This is a genomic window from Chryseobacterium sediminis (assembly GCF_008386505.1).
In the GTDB taxonomy this organism is placed as follows: Bacteria; Bacteroidota; Bacteroidia; order Flavobacteriales; family Weeksellaceae; genus Chryseobacterium; species Chryseobacterium sediminis.
Genome location: NZ_VUNZ01000001.1, coordinates 670,581 through 690,685, shown reverse-complemented (window position 1 = coordinate 690,685; position 20,105 = coordinate 670,581). Strand labels below are relative to the sequence as shown.

General features: G+C 36.4%; 26 protein-coding genes and 1 pseudogene. 9 read left to right on the top strand and 18 right to left on the bottom strand.

From position 1 onward, the window contains the following. Nucleotides 1-32 precede the first annotated feature (32 nt). Entirely contained in the window at nucleotides 33-677 is a 645-nt protein-coding gene (gene pdeM, locus FW780_RS03255; RefSeq protein WP_149832177.1) for a ligase-associated DNA damage response endonuclease PdeM, read from the top strand. Nucleotides 678-792: 115 nt separating this feature from the next. Here the strand turns inward: pdeM and FW780_RS03250 are convergent, their stop codons facing one another. Beyond that, entirely contained in the window at nucleotides 793-2,010 is a 1,218-nt protein-coding gene (locus tag FW780_RS03250; RefSeq protein WP_149832176.1) for an MFS transporter, read from the bottom strand. A 150-nt stretch (nucleotides 2,011-2,160) separates the two neighbouring features. On the opposite strand from FW780_RS03250, the gene FW780_RS03245 reads away from it, so the two are divergent. From FW780_RS03245 to FW780_RS03230, 4 genes are all read left to right on the top strand, one after another. Further along, on the top strand, nucleotides 2,161-2,751 hold the full coding sequence (locus FW780_RS03245; protein ID WP_149832175.1) for a TetR/AcrR family transcriptional regulator: 591 nt from the start codon (nucleotides 2,161-2,163) through the stop codon (nucleotides 2,749-2,751). A gap of 71 nt (nucleotides 2,752-2,822) precedes the next feature. After that, complete coding sequence (locus FW780_RS03240) at nucleotides 2,823-3,281, top strand: hypothetical protein (RefSeq protein WP_149832174.1); 459 nt, start codon at nucleotides 2,823-2,825, stop codon at nucleotides 3,279-3,281. A 2-nt stretch (nucleotides 3,282-3,283) separates the two neighbouring features. Continuing rightward, a complete protein-coding gene (locus tag FW780_RS03235; RefSeq protein WP_149832173.1) occupies nucleotides 3,284-3,586 on the top strand; it encodes a DUF3817 domain-containing protein in 303 nt (100 codons plus the stop codon). Beyond that, entirely contained in the window at nucleotides 3,583-3,939 is a 357-nt protein-coding gene (locus FW780_RS03230) for a rhodanese-like domain-containing protein (RefSeq protein WP_149832172.1), read from the top strand. Before FW780_RS03235 ends, FW780_RS03230 begins: the two co-directional genes overlap by 4 nt. A 41-nt stretch (nucleotides 3,940-3,980) precedes the next feature. On the opposite strand, the gene FW780_RS03225 is transcribed toward FW780_RS03230, so the two are convergent. Further along, nucleotides 3,981-4,934: a nitrilase family protein gene (locus FW780_RS03225; protein ID WP_149832171.1), complete on the bottom strand. Its 954-nt coding sequence runs from the start codon at nucleotides 4,932-4,934 to the stop codon at nucleotides 3,981-3,983. A 64-nt stretch (nucleotides 4,935-4,998) separates the two neighbouring features. Beyond that, the gene (locus tag FW780_RS03220; RefSeq protein WP_149832170.1) at nucleotides 4,999-5,796 is read right to left on the bottom strand and encodes a helix-turn-helix domain-containing protein; all 798 of its coding nucleotides are present in this window, start codon (nucleotides 5,794-5,796) and stop codon (nucleotides 4,999-5,001) included. A gap of 141 nt (nucleotides 5,797-5,937) precedes the next feature. Here FW780_RS03220 and FW780_RS03215 point away from each other — a divergent pair, with 141 nt between their 5' ends. Continuing rightward, nucleotides 5,938-6,444, top strand: a complete 507-nt coding sequence (locus FW780_RS03215) for a pyridoxamine 5'-phosphate oxidase family protein (RefSeq protein ID WP_149832169.1) — start codon at nucleotides 5,938-5,940, stop codon at nucleotides 6,442-6,444. Nucleotides 6,445-6,692: 248 nt separating this feature from the next. Here the strand turns inward: FW780_RS03215 and FW780_RS03210 are convergent, their stop codons facing one another. The 3 genes from FW780_RS03210 to FW780_RS03200 are packed head-to-tail and all read right to left on the bottom strand — an operon-like array spanning nucleotide 6,693 to nucleotide 8,288. Next, on the bottom strand, nucleotides 6,693-6,926 hold the full coding sequence (locus FW780_RS03210) for a thioredoxin family protein (RefSeq protein ID WP_149832168.1): 234 nt from the start codon (nucleotides 6,924-6,926) through the stop codon (nucleotides 6,693-6,695). A 9-nt stretch (nucleotides 6,927-6,935) separates the two neighbouring features. Continuing rightward, nucleotides 6,936-7,820 carry a dihydrodipicolinate synthase family protein gene (locus FW780_RS03205; RefSeq protein WP_149832167.1) on the bottom strand — a complete coding sequence of 295 codons (885 nt, stop codon included), beginning with the start codon at nucleotides 7,818-7,820 and terminating at the stop codon, nucleotides 6,936-6,938. Between the two features lie 12 nt (nucleotides 7,821-7,832). Further along, nucleotides 7,833-8,288: a cupin domain-containing protein gene (locus FW780_RS03200; RefSeq protein WP_149832166.1), complete on the bottom strand. Its 456-nt coding sequence runs from the start codon at nucleotides 8,286-8,288 to the stop codon at nucleotides 7,833-7,835. A gap of 101 nt (nucleotides 8,289-8,389) precedes the next feature. Here FW780_RS03200 and pdxR point away from each other — a divergent pair, with 101 nt between their 5' ends. Beyond that, nucleotides 8,390-9,820, top strand: a complete 1,431-nt coding sequence (gene pdxR, locus FW780_RS03195) for a MocR-like pyridoxine biosynthesis transcription factor PdxR (protein ID WP_149832165.1) — start codon at nucleotides 8,390-8,392, stop codon at nucleotides 9,818-9,820. 78 nt (nucleotides 9,821-9,898) lie between these two features. On the opposite strand, the gene FW780_RS03190 is transcribed toward pdxR, so the two are convergent. Beyond that, complete coding sequence (locus FW780_RS03190) at nucleotides 9,899-11,035, bottom strand: Atu1372/SO_1960 family protein (RefSeq protein WP_149832164.1); 1,137 nt, start codon at nucleotides 11,033-11,035, stop codon at nucleotides 9,899-9,901. Between the two features lie 128 nt (nucleotides 11,036-11,163). Between FW780_RS03190 and FW780_RS03185 the strand changes: the two genes are divergently transcribed. After that, nucleotides 11,164-11,952 carry an AraC family transcriptional regulator gene (locus FW780_RS03185; RefSeq protein WP_206669026.1) on the top strand — a complete coding sequence of 263 codons (789 nt, stop codon included), beginning with the start codon at nucleotides 11,164-11,166 and terminating at the stop codon, nucleotides 11,950-11,952. A gap of 79 nt (nucleotides 11,953-12,031) precedes the next feature. On the opposite strand, the gene FW780_RS03180 is transcribed toward FW780_RS03185, so the two are convergent. The 7 genes and pseudogenes from FW780_RS03180 to FW780_RS03150 form a co-directional block, all read right to left on the bottom strand. Beyond that, nucleotides 12,032-12,532, bottom strand: a complete 501-nt coding sequence (locus FW780_RS03180; protein ID WP_149832162.1) for a CinA family protein — start codon at nucleotides 12,530-12,532, stop codon at nucleotides 12,032-12,034. A 238-nt stretch (nucleotides 12,533-12,770) separates the two neighbouring features. After that, complete coding sequence (locus FW780_RS03175; protein WP_149832161.1) at nucleotides 12,771-13,148, bottom strand: hypothetical protein; 378 nt, start codon at nucleotides 13,146-13,148, stop codon at nucleotides 12,771-12,773. A 14-nt stretch (nucleotides 13,149-13,162) separates the two neighbouring features. Beyond that, a complete protein-coding gene (locus FW780_RS03170; RefSeq protein ID WP_149832160.1) occupies nucleotides 13,163-13,465 on the bottom strand; it encodes a hypothetical protein in 303 nt (100 codons plus the stop codon). A 65-nt stretch (nucleotides 13,466-13,530) separates the two neighbouring features. Further along, nucleotides 13,531-13,677, bottom strand: a pseudogene (locus FW780_RS03165) (DUF892 family protein); the annotation flags it as partial. A 260-nt stretch (nucleotides 13,678-13,937) separates the two neighbouring features. Then, complete coding sequence (locus FW780_RS03160) at nucleotides 13,938-14,552, bottom strand: Crp/Fnr family transcriptional regulator (RefSeq protein WP_228460059.1); 615 nt, start codon at nucleotides 14,550-14,552, stop codon at nucleotides 13,938-13,940. Between the two features lie 54 nt (nucleotides 14,553-14,606). Then, complete coding sequence (locus FW780_RS03155) at nucleotides 14,607-15,203, bottom strand: Crp/Fnr family transcriptional regulator (RefSeq protein ID WP_149832159.1); 597 nt, start codon at nucleotides 15,201-15,203, stop codon at nucleotides 14,607-14,609. 338 nt (nucleotides 15,204-15,541) lie between these two features. Further along, nucleotides 15,542-16,426, bottom strand: a complete 885-nt coding sequence (locus FW780_RS03150) for a DMT family transporter (RefSeq protein ID WP_149832158.1) — start codon at nucleotides 16,424-16,426, stop codon at nucleotides 15,542-15,544. Between the two features lie 96 nt (nucleotides 16,427-16,522). Here FW780_RS03150 and FW780_RS03145 point away from each other — a divergent pair, with 96 nt between their 5' ends. Continuing rightward, the gene (locus FW780_RS03145) at nucleotides 16,523-17,944 is read left to right on the top strand and encodes an aminotransferase-like domain-containing protein (RefSeq protein ID WP_149832157.1); all 1,422 of its coding nucleotides are present in this window, start codon (nucleotides 16,523-16,525) and stop codon (nucleotides 17,942-17,944) included. A gap of 46 nt (nucleotides 17,945-17,990) precedes the next feature. On the opposite strand, the gene FW780_RS03140 is transcribed toward FW780_RS03145, so the two are convergent. From FW780_RS03140 to FW780_RS03125, 4 genes are read right to left on the bottom strand one after another with little or no spacing between them, the layout of a single operon-like run. Then, on the bottom strand, nucleotides 17,991-18,587 hold the full coding sequence (locus FW780_RS03140) for a Crp/Fnr family transcriptional regulator (protein ID WP_047374905.1): 597 nt from the start codon (nucleotides 18,585-18,587) through the stop codon (nucleotides 17,991-17,993). Further along, entirely contained in the window at nucleotides 18,584-18,964 is a 381-nt protein-coding gene (gene ytxJ / locus FW780_RS03135) for a bacillithiol system redox-active protein YtxJ (RefSeq protein ID WP_149832156.1), read from the bottom strand. The genes FW780_RS03140 and ytxJ overlap by 4 nt, the downstream gene beginning before the upstream one ends. Then, the gene (locus FW780_RS03130; protein WP_262714025.1) at nucleotides 18,961-19,422 is read right to left on the bottom strand and encodes a DUF1569 domain-containing protein; all 462 of its coding nucleotides are present in this window, start codon (nucleotides 19,420-19,422) and stop codon (nucleotides 18,961-18,963) included. The genes ytxJ and FW780_RS03130 overlap by 4 nt, the downstream gene beginning before the upstream one ends. Then, a complete protein-coding gene (locus FW780_RS03125; RefSeq protein WP_149832154.1) occupies nucleotides 19,416-19,952 on the bottom strand; it encodes a YfiT family bacillithiol transferase in 537 nt (178 codons plus the stop codon). The genes FW780_RS03130 and FW780_RS03125 overlap by 7 nt, the downstream gene beginning before the upstream one ends. Nucleotides 19,953-20,105 lie beyond the last annotated feature (153 nt).

Sequence of the window (20,105 nt, the reverse complement as noted above, 5' to 3'; positions counted from 1 at the left end):
AACTTTAAACATTAAATTTTCAACTATAAAACGTGTTTATAGCAACCAAAAGCATTTCTTTACAAAATAAAACTTTCATTCTGACCAATCAGCGTGCAGCCTTTTGGGAAAGAGAAAAAGCTCTTATCCTTTCTGATCTTCACATCGGGAAAACGGCACATTTCCGTAAAAATGGTATTGCATTGGCAAATCATATTATGAAAAGCGACCTGGACAGGTTATCAGCATTGATTGAATATTTTCATCCTGAAAAATTTATTGTAGTTGGAGATCTGCTTCATGCCGGAGATAATTCTGATGTGGACGAATTTTGCACATGGAAAAACCAGTATCCTGATATACAGTTTTACCTTATTGAAGGAAATCATGACCGGATCTCTGAATCGTTGGAGAAAAAATTATGTTTTCATCACAAATCCGAATGGCTGGAAATAGATGGAATTACTTTCATTCACGATTTTGATACAACTAAATCCGGATTCCAGATTACCGGACATATTCACCCCGGAATTGTGCTGAGTTCTGCTGTGAAAAATATAAGACTTCCCTGCTTTGCGCTCAGCAGCAATCAGTTATTGCTTCCTGCATTTAGTGAATTTACAGGATTGGATACCAAAAACCTGCCTAAGAAAAGTACATTTTTTGTATTTACGGACGCGGAGATTTATGAGATTTGATAAATCAAAGTAGTAATTACTCAGCTCCAGCAGATTTCCATGATATCTCTAAAAATCCCATCCTTGTCAAAGTTTTAAACCTTGACAAGGATGGGATAAACCAGATAGTAAACCCTTAATTTTTCTTGCTTAAACGGATACTGTATAAGGTAATCAATACGGTAACCACCAAAAATAAAGCCCCAATCCATGGCGTACTCACCAATCCTAAAGATGAAGTCACAATCATTCCTCCCACATAAGATCCGATCGCAATCCCCACATTAAACGCAGCAATATTAATCCCTGATGCTACATCCTCAGTTCCCGGAAGTTCTTTTTCTGCAATCTGTACCACCAACAGCTGAAGTCCCGGAACAGAAGCAAATGATAATGCTCCTAAAAAGAAAAGTGTAATAATACTTAGTACCGGACTGCTTACTGTAAAATAAAAGGCAAGCAATACCAGTCCCTGAGCCGCAAACATCCATAGAAGTGCTTTCAAAGGGTTTTTATTCGCCACTTTACCTCCAATTAAATTTCCCAGGGCAATGGCAATCCCGTAAATCAGCAGGATAAAAGTCACAGTAGACTCCTGAAATCCGGTGATTTTCTGTAAAATGGGTGACAGATAGGTAAAAACTACAAATGTTCCTCCGTATCCCATAGCAGTCATCAGGAAGGCAAAAATCAGACGTTTGTTTCCCAATACTTTAAACTGACTTTTTAAAGAAGCTGTTTTTCCATTTTTCAGGTTGTTAGGAACCAATAATAAACTGGCAATTAATCCTATAATTCCAAGGATGGAAACCCCAATAAAGGTTGCTCTCCAGCCGAAATGCTGTCCGATAAAAGTTCCTAATGGTACTCCTGTTACGATCGCTAATGTAAGTCCGGCAAACATAATAGATATCGCTGTAGCTCTTTTCTCTTCAGGAACCAATGAAGCCGCGATGGTAGAACCGATGGAAAAATAAACCCCGTGAGCAAATCCTGTAAGAATTCTTGCCAACACTAAGGTGATAAAACCCGGAGCAATAGATGCCAAACCATTTCCGATAACAAATAAAAGCATAATGGAAACTAAAAGGGTCTTGCGTGGAATTTTCCCTGTTAATGCCGTTAAGATGGGAGCCCCAATAGCCACTCCTATTGCATAAAGACTTACCAATAGCCCGGCTGAAGGAATTGTAATGCCTAAATCAGAAGCTACTGTTGGAAGCAGACCTACAATGACAAATTCCGTAGTTCCTATTCCGAAAGCACTTATTGTTAATGCCCATAGTGCTGCAGGAAGACCTTTTTTAGCAGTCTGTGCTGCAGTATTAATCTGTATTTCTTTTTGATAATTCATTGTCTTGTATTTTGTTGATATTGACAAGGCAAATTTCCGACGAATAATCATATTATAAAAATTATTTAAATTGTATTAAAGTATCAGAATAATGATAGTTTTATTTTCAGTTTAAAATTTGTTCCTTTGTATAATAATCAGCCATTTTTAATGAAAAAATCAGAAGCAACCCGTCTTACCATTCTCCAGAAAGCGTTTGAATTGATTTATGTGAAAGGTTTTCAGACCACAAGCATTGATGAAATTATTGCAACGACTCAGGTGACTAAAGGGGCTTTTTATTATCATTTTAAAACCAAAGATGAAATGGGACTGGCGATTATCAATGAACTGATGAAGCCCAATTTCAGACGTAACTTTATTGAATCTCTTCAGAATAACAGGAATCCATTAGACAATATTTATGAGATCATCTACAATCTTCTGATGGAAACTGATTTTTTAAAAGTTGAATATGGCTGCCCAACCTCTAATTTTGTACAGCAGATGGCACCATGGCACACTGCTTTTACCCAAGCTTTGCACGAACTTTCAAAAGAATGGGAAAATACTTTCACAGAAAGTATTGAAAAAGGTAAAAAAGAGGGAATAATAAAGCAGGAAGTAAGTGCCAGAGAAGTGAGTGTTTTTGTCATTTCCGGCTATTGGGGAGTCAGAAATCTTGGAAAAGTTGAAAATTCCAAAGAAGTGTATCTTGTTTATTTAAAAGGACTTAAATCTTATTTGAAAACCCTGCAATAATTTTTTTGACCAAAAACATACTAATTAGTATGTTTTTATTATACCTTTGCTGTGTTCAAAAAAAATAAACAATGTATCAAACCCTGACTTTTATACATTCACAAACCCGCTGGCTGGTTTTAATAAGCCTGATGTATGCAATTTTCCGTTCTTTTAAAGGATATTATTCTGACAGAAAATTTACAGGAACAGATAACAGTGTTAGACACTGGACGGCCACCATAGCTCATATTCAGCTGATTATCGGGATGATATTCTATTTCAAAAGCCCTGTGATTCAATATTTCTGGAAAAATTTTAATGAAGCCAAAGAATCTTTTGAGCACCTGTTTTTCGGATTGATTCATATTTCATTGATGGTCACAGCGATTATCATCATCACCATTGGCTCAGCTTTAGCCAAAAGAAAACTTTCAGATAAAGAGAAATTCAAAACAATGGGCGTTTGGTTTTCTATTGCACTGATTATTATTTTCATTGCTGTTCCGTGGCCTTTTTCTCCTTTAGCAAACAGACCTTATTTCAGATAATTATGATGGATTTATTCAAAACAAAAATCGGCAGACTAAGAATTCTGGCGATCCTGGAAGGCATTTCATTATTAAGTTTAGTATGTATTGCCGTTCCTATGAAATACTGGATGGGAAACCCTTTATTTGTACGATTAATAGGCCCCGTTCATGGAACATTATTCCTGCTGTTCCTGTTCAATACACTGAGTATTGGTGTAGAACAGAACTGGAAGTTTAAAGAAATAACATGGAAGGTAATTCTTGCCTGTTTTATTCCTTTTGGAACATTTTATATTGACTGGAAAATTTTGAGCAAACTATGAAAAGTATCTTAATAATCTGCGGTATAGCTATTGCGATATATGTAATATATAAAGTTTACCGCCTTCAGACTTTAGATAACGGATTGCCTGAACTGATCAAAAAAGGAGCAGTCATTCTTGACGTAAGAACTGAAAAAGAATACGAAACGGGACATATAGAAGGTTCTGTTAATATTTCATTAGGAACAATCAGAGAACGGTATGTAGAACTGGATCCGGAAAAAACATATATCACAGTATGTTCACACGGACTCCGAAGTGTAAAAGCAGAAAGTATTCTGAAAGAAAGAGGTTTCAAGCATATTTATAATGGTGGTGCCTGGAGTGATCTTCAAAAAACAATCAATCCATAAAATAAACAAACCCTCCTCAGACTCTGGGAGGGTTTATATTTTTAAACCGTTTTATCATCCAGCCATACCACTTTTTGTTCAGATGAATGCTCCTGTCCTATGATATCCTTGTATAATTCAGGTCTTCGGGCCTTAATATATCTGCAGCCTCCTGCCTGACTAAGTTTTTCAGAAGTAATAACCGCGGATTCAAAACTGTCTTCCCAAGAATGGCATTCTGCAATCACATCTCCGAATGGATCTATGATCATAGAACATCCGTTTTTCAGCTGGTCATCATCCATCCCAACAGGGTTTGAAAAAACAATATAAGCTCCGTTATCATAGGCTCTTGACGGAAGCCACTTCATCAGCCAGTCTCTGCCCTTCATTCCATTAAATTCTAAACGTAATGACGTAGGATCTGCGACCCTGTTTTCCCAAAGCTGAGGATTCACAAAACCTGCTCCGGGCCTTGTGGAAGGGGTACACATCGTAACGTGAGGCATAAAAATAATTTCTGCACCAAGAAGCCTTGTAGCTCTTACATTTTCAATGATATTGTTATCATAGCAGATGAGAATGCCACACTTCCAGCCCATAATATCAAATACACAATACTCGTTACCGGGTGTAAGATGAGGATTGATAAAAGGATGTAATTTTCTGTACTTTGCCTTCAGCCCTGTTTTATCAACACATACATATGCTTTAAAAAGTTGATCATGTTCATCTTTTTCAAATAATCCGACTAATAGGGTGATGTCATTCTGAGCGGCAATTTCCTGCAGTTTTTGAATACTCTCCCCTTCCGGAATTCGTTCTGCAATATCAAGAAGCTGTTCTCTGGAAAGTTTTCGGGCGAAAGTATACCCTGTAATAGAACATTCATGAAAAGCAATGACATGAGATCCTTGGGAAGCAGCCTGACTGGCCAGTTTTTCTATAACAGACAGATTATAAGCTTTATCACCACTTCTGTTTTCAAATTGTGCCGTTGAAATTTTAATATTCATTGATTTTTTTAAGCAAAACTAGATGACTCTGCTTCTAAAAAATTGTATAAAACCGACATGTTTACTATAACTCAATAAAGTTGACAGCCATTTTATTTTCTGTCTTCAAATACTGCTTGGGAGTAAGCCCGATATTGTTTTTAAATTCCCTGATAAGATGGGACTGATCAGAATAACCTGCTTCATAAGAAAGCATCGTCATGTTTCTATGGTCAGCACTTTTATTGACAAGGCTTAAAAAATAATGAAGGCGAATAATATTTCCATATTTTTTAGGCGATATTCCCATATGAAATTCAAATTTCCTTTCCAGATGGCGTTCAGAATATCCTGTGAATTTCTCTAAGTCCCGGGATGATACAGCTCCTTTATTTTGGAGAATATATTGTTGTGTAGCCGCTATAATATGATGATCAATGCTTATTTTTTCAGATAAAAATTCAGTGAAAAAAGTATTCAGATCATTGATAACATTCAGGGGATTCATTTTATTGAAAAGTTTTTCCTGAAATATTTCCAGTTTATCTTTTAATATATCTTCTACAGAAACAATCTGATTTCTAACCTCTTTGGCAGATGTTTTTAAAAGGATATTTAAAAAATAAGGCTGAAATACAATGGCAATCAAGGAAAATTTTCCTTTTGAAAAAAAATCTTTATAACCATTTAAAGTTCCATAAAAAAAAGAAAGCGGCATCTGATCTTCTGAAATACCCGAATACAGATTCATATCTCCGGATAAAATAAGCCCGGAACTTCCATCGGTAAACAGCCGTAAACGCCTTATATCCTTTTCAGAATTCTCCAAAAAGATATAATGCCTGATAAAAGGAGCCAAATGTTTAGGCGGCGAAATCTGCATTCATCAAATGTACGCAAAACTTATTGGCAGAAAAAGAGACAGTTTTTTGAAAAGAAATCCACTCCACGTACCACATTTTATTGCCCTTTGGTCAGGTATTTGAATGATTTAGGCAACATCAATCACTTAAAATATTATATTATGTCAACACAGAATTTGAGCCATCTCGAGGCGATCAAAAAAATCAAGGAACTTTCAGAAAAGGCAAAAATTTGTATGTTCTGTACAGAATTGGAGACCGTTCCTGTGAACTCAAGACCTATGACTCTTCAGGAAACGGATGATAGTGGAAACCTCTGGTTTATCAGCAGTGGAACCAGCAATAAGAATTTTGAAATTAAAGAAGACCGGAGAGTACAGTTGTTTTTCATGAATAACAGTGATTCCCAATATCTTTCGGTGTATGGAGAGGCCTCTGTTTATAAAGATAAAGCTACCATAGAAGATAAATGGTCTCCTTTAGCGAAAGCCTGGTTCGATGGAAAAGACGATCCCAATGTTACCATTATCCGTGTAGAGCCTAAGGAAACATATTATTGGGACACTAAAGCTGGAAAACTGGTCAGTCTGTTTAGCTTTGTTGCATCTGCAATCACTGGTCATAAAACCAATAATTCTGACGGTGTAGAAGGAAATGCAACGATTTAGAAAGTTCTGAATAGGCAATAAATTCTCTCAAAGATTTACAGATAAATGTAATTAGGAAGAAAACAAAAACGAGGATGTTTCAGAAGTGTCATTCTGAACACAAACCGAAGGTCTGCGAACGTAGTTCATAAGTGAAGTGAAGAATCTCGTGTATTTAGTTATCAATGAGATTTTTCCTTCGTCAGAATGACAAAAGCAAATTATTTGACTTTCTGAGACAGCCTCGTTTATACAACAAGATTAATATTCTATTTTTTCACATCCTCCATAGATGCTCCAAAATTAATATGAAGAACATTCCCGTTAGGCGTTACTACAGCGGGTACAGACTTTACACCAGCCTTTTCAGCGTCTTCAATTTTATTTCTGTCATTTCCTAAATGGATAACTTCAACATTTTCCAGACCTATAAGGTTAATAATATCATGTTCAGCACTGATACATACAGGGCATCCTGCGTGATAAAAAATGGATTTTTTCATAAGATTGTATTAATTAAAAAGGGTTTTCATAATATTTTTTAATTCTTCAGTTTCTTTTTCCTGAAGCGGTTTTAAAGGACTTCTCAAGTTTCCGCCGTCTTCACCCAGAATCGTAAGCCCTGATTTTACAGCTCTTGGTAATCCTTTATTGACAATAAATTTTAAAAGGTCAAACTGCTGGTAGAAAATAGCTTTTGCTTTTTCAAGGTTTCCTTCTTCAATGGCATTATAAAGGCTGATATTCAGTTCAGGAATAAGATTCGGTGCAGCTGTACACCAGCCCCTTGCTCCGGCAGAAAAAGCGGCCAGTGCTAAAGGATTTGAACCATTATAAAAAGCTACATCCTCTCCCAGTTCTCTTCTCAAAAAATGCATCCTTTGAATATCTCCTGTGCTTTCCTTAATCATGGTTACATTAGGAATTTCAAGGAGTCTTTTCAACAAGGCTGGTGACATGTCTACTCCACTCGTTGCAGGATTGTTGTAAGCCATAATGGGGATAGAAATTTTCCTGGCTACTGCGTCATAATGTGTTACAATCTCATCATCCGTAAGCTTCCAGTAACTCATCGGAATAATCATAACCGCATCAGCGCCTGCTTTTTCTGCAAACTGAGCGTGATGAATTGTTTTTTCTGTTGTAAGGTTAGAAACTCCTACAAGAGTTGGAATTCGTCTATTTACCTGCTGTAAAGTAGCTTCCGTTACTTCTTCTTTTTCTTCATCAGATAAGTAAGGCATCACTCCTGTACTCCCCAACGGAGCAATTCCATGACTTCCGGAAGTGACCAGCCTTTCTACCAGATGCCTGAAAAGAGGTATGTTTACCTTTTCATTTTCATCAAAAGGTGTTATGGGATACGCAATAATCCCTTTAAATGGAACATTTTTCATGTTTTGCTGATATTAAAGGTCTCTTCCTTCTTCCTCTCTCAAAGCAACGCCCAAATTCTGCAGCTGGGGAGCATTTTCGCAGGCAATATACTTGGCTGATTCTGTATCACTAAGATTCTGATGCTTGTGCCATGCCCATGAAGGAATATATACGGCGTCTCCGGCTTCCCAATACACCCTTTCGTCTTCTACTTCTGTCCAGCCTTTCCCTTCAATTACAAATAATACCGTTTCATAAGTATGGCGGTGTCTGTTGGTTTGCTGTCCGGGAGTGAGTCCCCCAATCGTCATGCTTACATTCTTACTTGGAAGATCTACAAAGAAAACAGGATGTTTCCTTTCTGTTGAAAACTGATTATGTTCTCCCGCATTTTCTACATTTTTATGAATCAAATGGGTTGGTTTTACATACTTTGGTCTTGCAAAAGTTTCGTGGAAATCTTTAGAACTGAATTGTTTCTTATCCATGATTTTAAAATTATTATGGTTTTGTGCTTTATTGCATGACAAAATTATTTTATATTTGGACTATTCAAATGATTCAGTTTTTACATAAATAGGTAGTCCAGATGCTGCGCCCTTGGAAATTAGAAATAGAAATTGATAAAAAGCTTGATAAAGCCGTTTATCTACAGATTGCAGATACCATTATCAGTGATATCCGCTCAGGAAGATTAAAAGCCGGAGATGCACTCCCCGGAAGCCGAAATTTTGCACAAACTTTAAAAATTAACAGAAATACCGTGGTAGAAGCTTATCAGGTACTGATCAATGAAGAATGGGTGGTTTCAAGGGAAAGGAAAGGAATTTTTGTATCGGAAAGACTGCCTCTTCTGCATGAAAGAAATACTGAAGTAACTCCTGGTTCTCAGCATCAACCGGGAAAAGCCGGAAATATTTTGATTAATTTCGATGATGGCCATCCGGACAGTAAAATTGCCCCTGTAACAGAGCTGGCAAGAGCGTACAGACAGATTTTCAGCATCAAGGCAAAGTGGCAGATGATGGGTTATGGAGATGAACATGGTGACAGGGAATTCCGCAAAATGATTTCTCAAATGCTCAACCACCAACGGGGAATGCATATTGATGAATATGAGATTTCTATAACAAGAGGCAGCCAGATGGGAATGTTTCTCACCGCTCAGGCTCTTTTTACTTCCGGTGATTTTGTTATCGTAGAAGATCCGGGATATCAGCCTGCATGGCAAGCTTTTGAATATGCAGGAGCAAAACTTTTGCCCGTACCTGTGGATAAAGAAGGAATCAATATTGAAGCTATTGAAAAGCTTTTGACAAAGCATCAGAAGATAAAAGCAATATACATTACTCCTCACAGACAATATCCTACTACAGTTACCCTAAGTTTATCAAGAAGATTAAGATTAATAGAGCTAGCAAACCAATACAATATCACGATCATTGAAGATGATTATGATAATGAATTTCACTTCGGATACCGTCCTATCCTGCCTATTTCGAGCTTTCCGGAACTTCAGAATTATGTTTATATCGGAACGTTGAGTAAGGTTGTTGCACCCGCTTTGAGAATTGGCTATCTGGCTACTGCAAATAAGGAATTACTGAAAAAAATAGGAGATCTGAGAAAGATTATTGATGTACACGGAGATGTCATTATGGAACAGGCCGTTCTTCAACTGATAAAAGAAGGAGCAGTAAAAAAACATATCAGAAAAGCAACCGTTCATTATAAAAATAAAAGAGATTTTGTTTTTGAGCTGTTGAAAAAATACATGACCAATATTGCAGATTTTACACTGCCTGAGGGCGGACTTGCGTTTTGGATTGTGCCTAAGGTAAAACTGGATTGGGATGCTGTAGCCGCTCAGTTATTAGAAAAAAATATTAAGATCATTCACCCGAAACAATACAGTCAGAATCACGTGAATGGATTCAGATTGAGCTATGGAGCGCTTTCCGAAGAACAGTTGGAGCAAAGTATCCCTGTTATCTCAGAGGTTTTTGCTAAGTATTTTTAAACTTTTTTGACCCATTTATACAGCATATAATAAGAAAACCTGTGGCTAAAAGTAACCACAGATTTTATTTTTTGAAATTTATTCTACTTCAAAAACCGCCTGAATTTCAACAGAGGAATTCACCGGAACTGAAGATGCCCCAAAAGTCGCTCTGGCATGTTTTCCTTTTTCTCCGAAAACTTCAACGGCCAGATCAGAAGCAACATTCATTAAATCTGCATGTTTTGTATAATCATCTTTTGTATTGAAAATTCCTGTAAGCTGAACACATTGCTTTACTCTGCTCAAATCTCCTCCTACAGCTTCATTCAAGACAGAAATCACGTTCAGCATGGTAACCTTTGTAGCATCTTTTACCTGTTGTTCATTTACTTCAACGCCCAATTTTCCCGGATTGAGAATTTTTCCGTCTTTCAAAGCAACCTGATTAATAAATACCAGATTTCCGGAACGCACAAACGGCTGATAGTTTCCTGCCGGTTTAGGAACCTGTGGAAGCATAATATTTTTCTGTTTCAGTATTTCGTTAAAGTTCTGATGATTTTCAGCGATAGGTGTACTTTTTTTTGGACGGGTATCTTTCAATGCCAATGCTATTTTTGCAAAGTTTTTTCCCTGAAGCTCTGCAATATTCCTCTCTCCTTTGGTAGGTCTTTCAACATCTTTTAAAGAAGCCATACTTGTCACACCTAAAACGGTATTTCCCTGTGGAATAGCCTTGTTAAGTTCTTCTGTTCCTCGAATTCCGTTAGGCACCATTACCATCCCGTGTACGGTAAGACTATTCCAGAATGCCTGAAGCGCAAGCTCCTTTCCTGCTCCGCTTCCCGCTGACATGAAAACAGTTGCTGGAACTCCTTCCAAAGCATGATTGGTCCAAAGCTGAACTGTTTTGGATAAAAATTCACTCATTCCTGTACTGATATTCCCGAAATAAACCGGTGACCCAAAAGCAATTCCATCATAATTTGTCAGCTCATCTACTGTTGCTACAGGCAGATTTTTCAGATTAGGATGTTGAGATGCTTTAACTAATTTGATATAAGGAACTGTATTATTTTCGCTTTCAATGCCTTTGGCGATCTCTTTGGCCAGTTCGTAGGTTCCTCCATTATCAGAATGAATAAGAACCAGTATTTTAGCTTTATTTTGTGCCATGATGTTGGTGATATTAGATAATAAAATTAAAATAAAAAAAAGACATAATTTTTTCATTCAGAATAAGATATAAGTTAATATTTTTTGTTGAGACTATTGTTTTTTAAGGTCTGTTATTTTGCTCATACAAAATTAATATTGTCGTTTTTATTAAATTTGCCAAAATATACATACAAAACGACAACATGAAATGTGGACTGATTGAAAAAACGGAAAGCCAGTTTGTAGATTCCATCGAAAAGGAAGCTTATGTCTGGTGTGAAAAAAACTGGAAACATGATGATTATGAGCATCAGCACACCCGTGCCCAGCTTACATTTGTAGAAGAAGGCTACCAATATTTCCATATCGACCGGAAAATTTATCTTGTTCCGCAGCATCATGTCATCTGGATTCCATCAGAAAAACCCCACAAAATCACTTCTGAAGCACAAACGGTGAATCTGATGGTGTTTCTGTTTAAGTCTGTTTTTGAAGAAGAATTTTATCAGAATGTACAGGTATTTGCCGTTCCCCCTGTTTTAAAAGAAATGCTTTTGTATGCTTCAAAATGGAATCAATCATTAACTGAAAATGAAGAACAGGATGTGTTTTTCAAAGCTATTTTAAAAAGTCTTCCGAACTTCTGTAAAGAAAGCAGCGGACTGGAAATTCCTGTTCCTACAGATACCAGACTGATTCCTGTGTGCAATGATATCAATGTTAATTTTAAATATAATCTGGACATTGATTCGTTAGCTGAAAAAGCGCAAATGTCTGTGAGAAGCCTTCAGAGAATTTTTAAAAATGAAACAGGAATTACCCTGCAAAAATACCTGCAACTGACAAGGATCTTAAAAAGTATTGAGTTGATAGATACCAAGCAATATACCTTGAGTGAAGTCGCTTATAAAGTAGGTTATCAAAGCTTGTCTGCATTCACATCATCCTATTTTGCCATCATGCAGGTAAAGCCAAAACTTAGTAAAAATTAAGGCGTTTCATCATGAGATATAGTCATTTTAAAGGTTAGCTATCACTACAGAAAGGTTAACCTTCATACCTGATACCATTTTATTTTAAAATTAAAAGCCTGTTGAGTTCACTTTTAAAACATCCTAAAATAAATTCCGTATAGTATAGCTGGGCATTCAGGGCTTGTGTTTTGGGATGTAATTCCAATTTCTTTGTAAGAATGATTTCCCCTTTATAGGAAAATGAGAAATAGGCAAAAATTTTATAGTCGGAACTCCGGTTCGGTGTACAGTAACCGGTTGTGGCAATAGACCAGTCCGATTCGTAGAGTTTTGCAACATTTAATGCCATGGTTTCTGCAATATTTTCTGAGACACAATCGCATTCTTCAGCTTCCTGTCTGTTGACGTCTAAGAGCCTTATTTTCTCTGGTAAAGAATAAGTTGTCATACCTCCCTTGTAAAACATTGAGGCATTGGGCATCTGTGAAAAAGCCAGCTGTAGGCATCCTGAAGTGACACTTTCAGCAATTGAAATAGTCTCATCTGTAGTCATCAGAGACTGGCTTATATATTCTAAGAGATTTTGTTGAAAATCCATATTATTATATTTTTAAATGAGGTTTAAAATTAATTTGAGAAAATAAAAAAGAGAGGTTCAAAAAGCTGCTGAATGAATAAACAGCAGCTTTTCATATATTTAAATTGGTGTGAAAGGTATTATAATTAAATGTCTCCTTTTCTCTCAGAATATGTTGGGTTCATTCGTTTCCATAATCATAATCTTTTTGTGGTTGGTGTAATTTTTAAAGCAGTGAGATGAGGAATATTCTGCGGAATTAATCTGCTTTTTTCTCCAGAATTTCAAGAAGCCTGTTGATATATTCTTCTTCCTTCAGCACTTTGTAGTAAGCTGTTTTAGCATACAAAGTGAAATCCGGGGATTCAAATCGTATTTCAGCATCCATATCATTAGTTTCCATGCAGTTTTTACTATGGAACTCACGGATATGAAGGATATATTCTTCCATGTAAGTATCTATTACTCTTTTTAAAACCTCACATTGAGCATTGTTTTTAATCTTTTCCAATGATTTGATCAGAAAAGCAGTCACTCCGTAAGAATTAATAATAGGCGGAAATAAAGACTCATTCTCCAGCGCATTATTTCTATCATTCAGCCCGGAATGTTGTAAAGTTTCGTTTTCAAATATCATATTCAAAAAGGGTATTAGTTGTGGGAAGCTTTTAAATATTGCTCAAAATAATGAAGGTCATTTTTATCCTTGATGGACAGGTAAAACATGATCTGTTCCGGCTCTTTTAACCCGATACTATTGAAGCAGTCGAAATGAGCAATTAATGCCTGTATATTTTCAATATCGATATTTTTCAGGATAATGAATAAGAGAAAGATATTTTCCCTGATTTCTTTGGCATAGATTGCCGCTCCATCCTCAAAACACGTTCCTGTATGGGTTACTTTTATAAAGTCTTTGTGTCTAAGCGTTTTTATTATTTTCTGACCGTCCATATATATTTTGATTTCATGGTTAAAATAAGCCATATAGAATAAGCTACATGGTTTATGGTGTGCTTTTAATCCTCTTGTTCTGCATCAAAATTGATGGATGTTTCCGCAATATCTGTAAGATGCGAATCGGTGTCTTCTTCTTCCTGAAGTGTTCTTTCAAGGAGATCGGCAGCTTTATCATGTCCCATAGTAATCGCAAGTTGTGTAAGTCCGCCATAGCTGCTCTTGGGCTACGGCTTCTTTAATTTCTGTTGTTCATCACTAAATTTTATATTAGTATTTAGTGATAGATATTGCAGTCCGTGACTAATATTAGACGGCAACAATTGGGTGTCGGTAATTTAAATGAATAAAAGCAAAATGCTTTTTGCGTGCCTTTTACTAAGGGCTTAAGAATTGTATCGAATAATTATATACCAAATATACATCAGAATAACTCACTTTTTTATGACCTGAGTCATGTTTATGGATATTAATATAAAATTTTTCGGTCCTGCAAAGTAATACTACCCTCTTTCTCCATTTTTTTTAAAGTTCTGATGACGGTTTCCACACGCAGACCTGTAAGATTGGCGATTTGCTGTCTTGTAAATGCAATATGAAAGCAATGATGACAGTCTTCATCATGGTAGCTTTTAAGATAATCAAGTAACCCTTTCAGCCTCTGCATAGGATTTTGCGATGCCAAACCTTGCATCATTTTTAATTTATAATAGACTTCCTGTGAAAGACAGGCATTCATTTCCAGAGAAAGATTAGGGTTTTGGCTAAGCATTTCAAAGAAATTGTTTTTGGGAAGTCTTATAATTTGTGAATCTTCAAGACATACAGCATTAATGGGATAATCCTGACTGAGGAAAAGCATCGCTTCTCCAAAACTCTGTTTTTTGCCCAGAATATTATGAATGAATTCTTTTCCGTTTTCATTATAATTATTCAATTTTACTTTTCCTTCCCGGATCTGAAAATAATAAAGTGCATGATCCTCTTCTTTAAAAACCGTCTCCCGTTTTTTATAATCCCTTCCTTCAGCACCGAAAGAGTACAGAAGGCTTTCATCAATATTCATGCAGCTTATTGTTTTCATAAATTCATTATATTTTAAATGAAAAAATCACAAAATCTATGCCTGAAATTGATTCTAATATAAGATTTTTCGATTTTCAATTCTTAGGATTTTATCCCTTTCCATATGTTTAATGGTCCTTATAGCGGTTTCCACACAAAGACCTGTAAGACTTGCCATCTGCTGCCTCGTTAATGGAATCAGAAAAGAATAGGGAGTTATATCCTTTTGAAAACTCTTAAGATAATCCATCAGTCCTTTTAATCTCGTAGAAGGATTTTGGGATGAAAGATTCTGCATCATGACAAATTTATAATAGAGGCGTTCGGAAAGAAAATTGCTTACCTCCATGTATAATTCCGGAGATTGGTTCAGTAAGTTTAAAAAGATAGTTTTATGAAGCCTTAGAACAGTACATTCTGTAATGGCTTCAGCATTCATAGGATAAGGTTTATCTATAAAAAGGATAGATTCTCCACAGCTTTCTCCATCGGATAGGATATTTTGGATAAATTCTCTCCCTTCCTCATTATAATTGTTGAGTTTTACCTGTCCTTTAATAATCTGGTAGTAATAATTGCTAATATCCCCTTCATAGAAAATAGTTTCTGAAGGGGTATAATGTCTCGTTTCTGCTCCCGCTGAAATCAAAATGTTTTCGTCGATAACCATAATAGCCTTTTTTGGAATTGTTTTCTTCTTCCTATCCTCTTAGTCTCAGTAAAAATAGTATTGGTAATCGATTTTAAATGAATGCAAAAACCGCACCTTAATTATTAGTCATAATGTTAAATAAAGTTAAATAAATTGTTAATTTCAAGTACTTTTAACTTTATTGAGCTTAAACTCATCAAAAAAACTGCTTTATATACAATATTTTGTAATTGAAAAGAAGTTAATATTCATCACAACATTTTGATTCTTAAAGGAAAAGCCCCGTCTTCATATGAAGCGGGGCTTTCTATAAGTAAGTTACCAAGGATGGGTTGCCATTCTCAATAGATTTTTAATTATTTCGCAAATTTTTTAGTTCCTGCAACACATAAGATAACTCCTATTGTTACTCCCACCATTCCCATACTTACCTGCTCATGAAGAAGCCAGGCAGCCAGTGCTAATCCAAAGAAAGGCTGAAGCAGCTGCAGTTGTCCCACCGTAGCAATACCCCCCTGCGCCAATCCTTTATACCAGAATATAAAACCAATAAACATGCTGAAAAGAGAGATATAAGCCATTCCAAACCACCCCTGAAAACTGACATTTTGAATATCATCAGGAAAATAAATAAAAAATAAAGGAATCATAACAGGAAGTGCCAGTACCAATGCCCAGGAAATTACCTGCCAGCCTCCCAGTGTTTTGGATAGTTTTGCCCCTTCAGCATATCCCATTCCGCATAAAATAACGGCAAGCAGCATCAGAATGTCGCCAATAGGTGAAGCAGATATCCCTTGCGAAACAGCATATCCAATCACTAAAAGACTTCCTACTATAGAAAAAAACCAAAATATGGGATGAGGTCTCTCACCGCCACGCATTACTCCAAATACAGCAGTTGCCAAAGGAAGCATTCCCAAAAATACAATAGAATGGGCAGAAGTAAGATACTGAAGCGCCAATGCTGACAAAAGCGGAAAACCTACTACACAGCCAAGAGAAACCAATAACAAAGGAGTTAACTGTTCTTTAACGGGACGTTTTTCTTTACCCAGCCATAATACGATAAGAGCCAATATCCCTGCCACAGCTGCACGAACGATCGTTACAAAAGTCGGGCTCATTTCCATTACAGCTAACTTAGTAGCAGGCAAACCACCGCTAAATAATACTACCCCTATAAAGCCATTAATCCATCCGCTTATATTTTCATCTTTTGATATTTGTTTTGTTATCATTTTATTCAAGCTTTTAATTGATGGTTCAAAATTAAAAAGGATAATCCGATAAACACAGTATCAGTTTTGTATATTTGCATGAACACAGTTTGAAATATGAGCAAAGAATTTTTGTATACAGAAATTGCAGACGGAATTGCAGGGCAGATCAGGAATGGTATTTTAAAGGCGGGAGACAAGCTTCCTTCGGTAAGAATGCTATGCCATGAACATCAGGTAAGTATGAATACAGCCAAGCGTGTTTTTCTGGAACTTGAATCTCAGTCTTTGGTAGAATCCAAACCGCAGTCAGGTTATTTTGTGAGTCAGTTATTATCTGCAAAACTTCCTTTGCCGGAAGTGAGCCGTCCCTCATTAATTGCCAATAACGATGAGCCGGATGAACTGATCAGTAAAGTATATGAAAATATGGGTAAAAAGGACCTTACTTTTTTCTCTATTGGAATCCCGTCCGGAGATCTCCTGCCTCAGGCAAAACTGAAAAAAGAAATCGTAAACGCCATCAGGGAATTAAAAGAAGGAGGTACTGAATATGAAGAACTTCAGGGAAATCTGAAGCTAAGAAGAATGATTGCCATTCGTTCTTTGCAATGGGGAGGAAATCTGAGTGAAAATGACCTGATTACGACCAATGGCGGAATGAATGCTTTGTCTTTCTGCTTGATGGCATTAGGAAAACCCGGCGATACAATTGCGATTGAAAGCCCTTGCTATCCCGGAATTTTACAGCTGGCCAACGGATTGGGTTTAAAAGTACTGGAACTTCCAACGCATCCTACTACCGGAATAGAAATCGAGGCTTTAAAAAAAGTAATCCCCAAAATAGATATCTGTCTACTCATTCCCAATTTCAATTCACCTTTGGGAAGCTGTATGCCTGACGAAAATAAAAAGGAAATTGTAAAAATACTTTCGGAAAATAATATTCCGTTGATTGAAGATGATGTCTATGGAGATCTTTATTTCGGTTCTACACGTCCGAAATGCTGTAAATCTTTTGATAAAGACGGTAGTGTGTTGTACTGCAGCTCAATTTCAAAAACTTTGGCTCCCGGATATCGTGTGGGCTGGATTGCTCCCGGAAAGTATAAAAACAAAATCATGAAGCTTAAGCTCCTGCATTCTACTTCCTCTATTTCGATTGTGAACGAAGCTGTAGCCAACTTCCTGAAATCCGGAAAATATGAAAAACATCTTCAGCAGATGCGCCGAACCTTGCAAAATAATTATCAGAATTACGTTCAGACCATTGCAGAATCTTTCCCGGAAGGTACCAAAACCAGCCGTCCACAGGGAGGATTATCTTTATGGGTAGAATTTGACAAGAAGATAAAAACAACAGAGTTATACGATCTGGCTATCAAGCAGAATATAAGTATTGCTCCCGGAAGAATGTTTACCTTTCAGGAGCAGTTTGAAAACTGTATGAGGCTCTGTATAGGACTTCCATGGACAGAAAATACACAGACAAAACTCAGACAGATTGGAAATCTTGCCAAAAAGATTTATTTGAAATAAGTAGATAGGGGCTGGAAGATGGAAATTATAATCTTCCAGCCTTTTTTTATTTATTATCCGGAACGAAATTTTTTCTCGCCAGTTCTTTTCTTACACGGCTCAGACTCTCAGGAGTAATTCCAAGGTAAGAAGCAATCATCCATTGCGGAACTCTCAGCAGTAAATCCGGATACATTTTAATAAATTTCATATATCTTTCTTCAGCAGTTTCCCCAAGCAAAGAGTTGATCCTGTTTTGAAGACTTCTGATATGTTTCTGAAGAAGGAAATCACTTCTTTCAATACTGTTTGGAAACTGTTCTACCAGCTTATTAAAGAAATCAGGATGTAAAAACAGAATTTCTGAATCTTCAACCGCTTCTATATAATAAATGGATTTTTCATTGAAATAAAGACTGCTTCGGTCAGAAATCAGCCAGCTTTCAGGAGCAAACTGTATAATATGTTCTTTCCCGTTTTTATCAATGGAATACATTTTCAGCAGTCCTTTTTCTACAAAGAATATATGTCTGCATATTTCGCCGTACTGAAGAAGAAACTGATTTTTAGGAATTTTCTTTACTTCATAGTGCAGACTGCAGGTGTTCACATTTTGAAGGGGAACATTTAAAACTTTGGCTAAATAATCATTTATATTCTTCATGATACAATCTGGCTTAAAGAAATATCCTGGTGTGAAGCATTGTTTACAGGTTTTCCGTTCTCTATTACAATCAGCTGCGGGCTTTCATGTCTTATTTCAAAATCTGCCGCTATTTTATTGGAAACAGGTCTGTGAGCTAACAGATCAAGGTAATATACATTGACCGGCTGCTCTGAATTTTCAACTTCTTTTTCAAAGTTCTTCAGTACAGTTCTGCTGATAAAACAGCTTGTTGAATGTTTAAATATAGCAATTCTATTCTGAAAAGAGTCTTCTATAGCTTTTGTAAGGTCTTCTTCAGACTCTATCTTTTTCCAGAATGTTTTTTGGTCTTGGGTTTCGTTTTTTCCACCGAATATTTTATCAAAAAAACTCATACATTAAATTGTTTTAGATGGTGATCAAGATGTTTATATTCTAAAAATGTCCAGTCTTTTTCAGTCATGTTTCCGAATAATCTGTGATGATCCGGCAGGTTGCTTTTTTCACAAGCTTCCCGAAACTCCTCCAGCGTTTTCAGCAGACTGGTTTTTGATGCATCAAAATCACACTCAAAATTAACGATTAGTTTTTGAAAAGTAGGCATGTTTCTGGGAATTCCATTATTAAAGACATACATTTCCGCTTTAGTGAAGACCCCTATTGTCTTATAGACAATATTAATACGGGGAAGTTCCACTTTTTTCAACGCTACCTGAAGAACCAGATCACAGTGCTTCAGCATCTGACATACGTTCATTTTTCCCCATTTCCCTGAGGAATTTTCAGATAACATGGAAATTCGGGTTACAATTTCCTTATAATATATGGGATTATTAAGACGCTTTCTTACCAACCTTTTTCTTTCTTCAGATTTTCAATATGAGCAAAATGATGGTTACAATGCCAAACGTATAAAGCAAGGCTGTCTCTTAGATTATAATCTCGTTGATGCTCCGGATGATGAAAAGTTCTTTCAAATTGTTTATTTGTAAGACTTTTAAGGAGTACAACCCATCTTTGGTGTGTCCCTTTCAACATTCTCATAGCCGGTTTTACAGGCATATGAAAACTGTCCTGAAGCTCTGCCCATTTGGCTTCATCATAAGGTTTTATGGTAGGATTATCTTCAGTAAGAGCCAGCTTAAAGCGTATGAAACTATTCATATGACTGTCTGAAAGGTGGTTTACAAGCTGTCTTACCGTCCAGCCTCCTTCTCTGTAAGGAGTATCCAATTGATCGTCCGTAAAATGTTCAATGAGATTTTTTAGCCTGCCCGGAAAATCTTTGATTACTTTGATGTAAGTATCCAATGTCGTATCGCATATGTTTTCGGGAGCTTCAAACGGGCCTATCGGAAACTTCTTTTTCTCTAAATCACTCATTGTTCAAGGGTTTTAATTTTTTTAATTAATTGCGGATTTTTCCAATCATTATTGATCAGGATAATTAGCGCATATCAGGCTGTGCGAATTTATCAAAAATTCAACAATTCAAAGTGAATAAAGCATTAATTATACCGATAATGATTTTTGTGG

Bases quoted from the DNA above. Each gene is read 5' to 3' on its own strand.
- FW780_RS03155 (WP_149832159.1), bottom strand. From the start codon at position 15,203: ATGGTTATCGACGAAAACATTTTGATTTCAGCGGGAGCAGAAACGAGA.
- FW780_RS03150 (WP_149832158.1), bottom strand. From the start codon at position 16,426: ATGATAACAAAACAAATATCAAAAGATGAAAATATAAGCGGATGGATT.
- FW780_RS03180 (WP_149832162.1), bottom strand. From the start codon at position 12,532: ATGGATTTTCAACAAAATCTCTTAGAATATATAAGCCAGTCTCTGATG.
- FW780_RS03240 (WP_149832174.1), top strand. From the start codon at position 2,823: ATGTATCAAACCCTGACTTTTATACATTCACAAACCCGCTGGCTGGTT.
- FW780_RS03245 (WP_149832175.1), top strand. From the start codon at position 2,161: ATGAAAAAATCAGAAGCAACCCGTCTTACCATTCTCCAGAAAGCGTTT.
- FW780_RS03160 (WP_228460059.1), bottom strand. From the start codon at position 14,552: ATGAAAACAATAAGCTGCATGAATATTGATGAAAGCCTTCTGTACTCT.
- pdxR (WP_149832165.1), top strand. From the start codon at position 8,390: ATGCTGCGCCCTTGGAAATTAGAAATAGAAATTGATAAAAAGCTTGAT.
- FW780_RS03140 (WP_047374905.1), bottom strand. From the start codon at position 18,587: ATGAAGAATATAAATGATTATTTAGCCAAAGTTTTAAATGTTCCCCTT.
- FW780_RS03190 (WP_149832164.1), bottom strand. From the start codon at position 11,035: ATGAAAAAATTATGTCTTTTTTTTATTTTAATTTTATTATCTAATATC.
- FW780_RS03185 (WP_206669026.1), top strand. From the start codon at position 11,164: ATGAAATGTGGACTGATTGAAAAAACGGAAAGCCAGTTTGTAGATTCC.
- FW780_RS03215 (WP_149832169.1), top strand. From the start codon at position 5,938: ATGTCAACACAGAATTTGAGCCATCTCGAGGCGATCAAAAAAATCAAG.
- FW780_RS03210 (WP_149832168.1), bottom strand. From the start codon at position 6,926: ATGAAAAAATCCATTTTTTATCACGCAGGATGCCCTGTATGTATCAGT.
- FW780_RS03235 (WP_149832173.1), top strand. From the start codon at position 3,284: ATGATGGATTTATTCAAAACAAAAATCGGCAGACTAAGAATTCTGGCG.
- FW780_RS03250 (WP_149832176.1), bottom strand. From the start codon at position 2,010: ATGAATTATCAAAAAGAAATACAGATTAATACTGCAGCACAGACTGCT.
- FW780_RS03200 (WP_149832166.1), bottom strand. From the start codon at position 8,288: ATGGATAAGAAACAATTCAGTTCTAAAGATTTCCACGAAACTTTTGCA.
- ytxJ (WP_149832156.1), bottom strand. From the start codon at position 18,964: ATGAGTTTTTTTGATAAAATATTCGGTGGAAAAAACGAAACCCAAGAC.
- FW780_RS03205 (WP_149832167.1), bottom strand. From the start codon at position 7,820: ATGAAAAATGTTCCATTTAAAGGGATTATTGCGTATCCCATAACACCT.
- FW780_RS03225 (WP_149832171.1), bottom strand. From the start codon at position 4,934: ATGAATATTAAAATTTCAACGGCACAATTTGAAAACAGAAGTGGTGAT.
- FW780_RS03230 (WP_149832172.1), top strand. From the start codon at position 3,583: ATGAAAAGTATCTTAATAATCTGCGGTATAGCTATTGCGATATATGTA.
- FW780_RS03125 (WP_149832154.1), bottom strand. From the start codon at position 19,952: ATGAGTGATTTAGAGAAAAAGAAGTTTCCGATAGGCCCGTTTGAAGCT.
- FW780_RS03175 (WP_149832161.1), bottom strand. From the start codon at position 13,148: ATGATATTTGAAAACGAAACTTTACAACATTCCGGGCTGAATGATAGA.
- FW780_RS03220 (WP_149832170.1), bottom strand. From the start codon at position 5,796: ATGCAGATTTCGCCGCCTAAACATTTGGCTCCTTTTATCAGGCATTAT.
- FW780_RS03145 (WP_149832157.1), top strand. From the start codon at position 16,523: ATGAGCAAAGAATTTTTGTATACAGAAATTGCAGACGGAATTGCAGGG.
- FW780_RS03170 (WP_149832160.1), bottom strand. From the start codon at position 13,465: ATGGACGGTCAGAAAATAATAAAAACGCTTAGACACAAAGACTTTATA.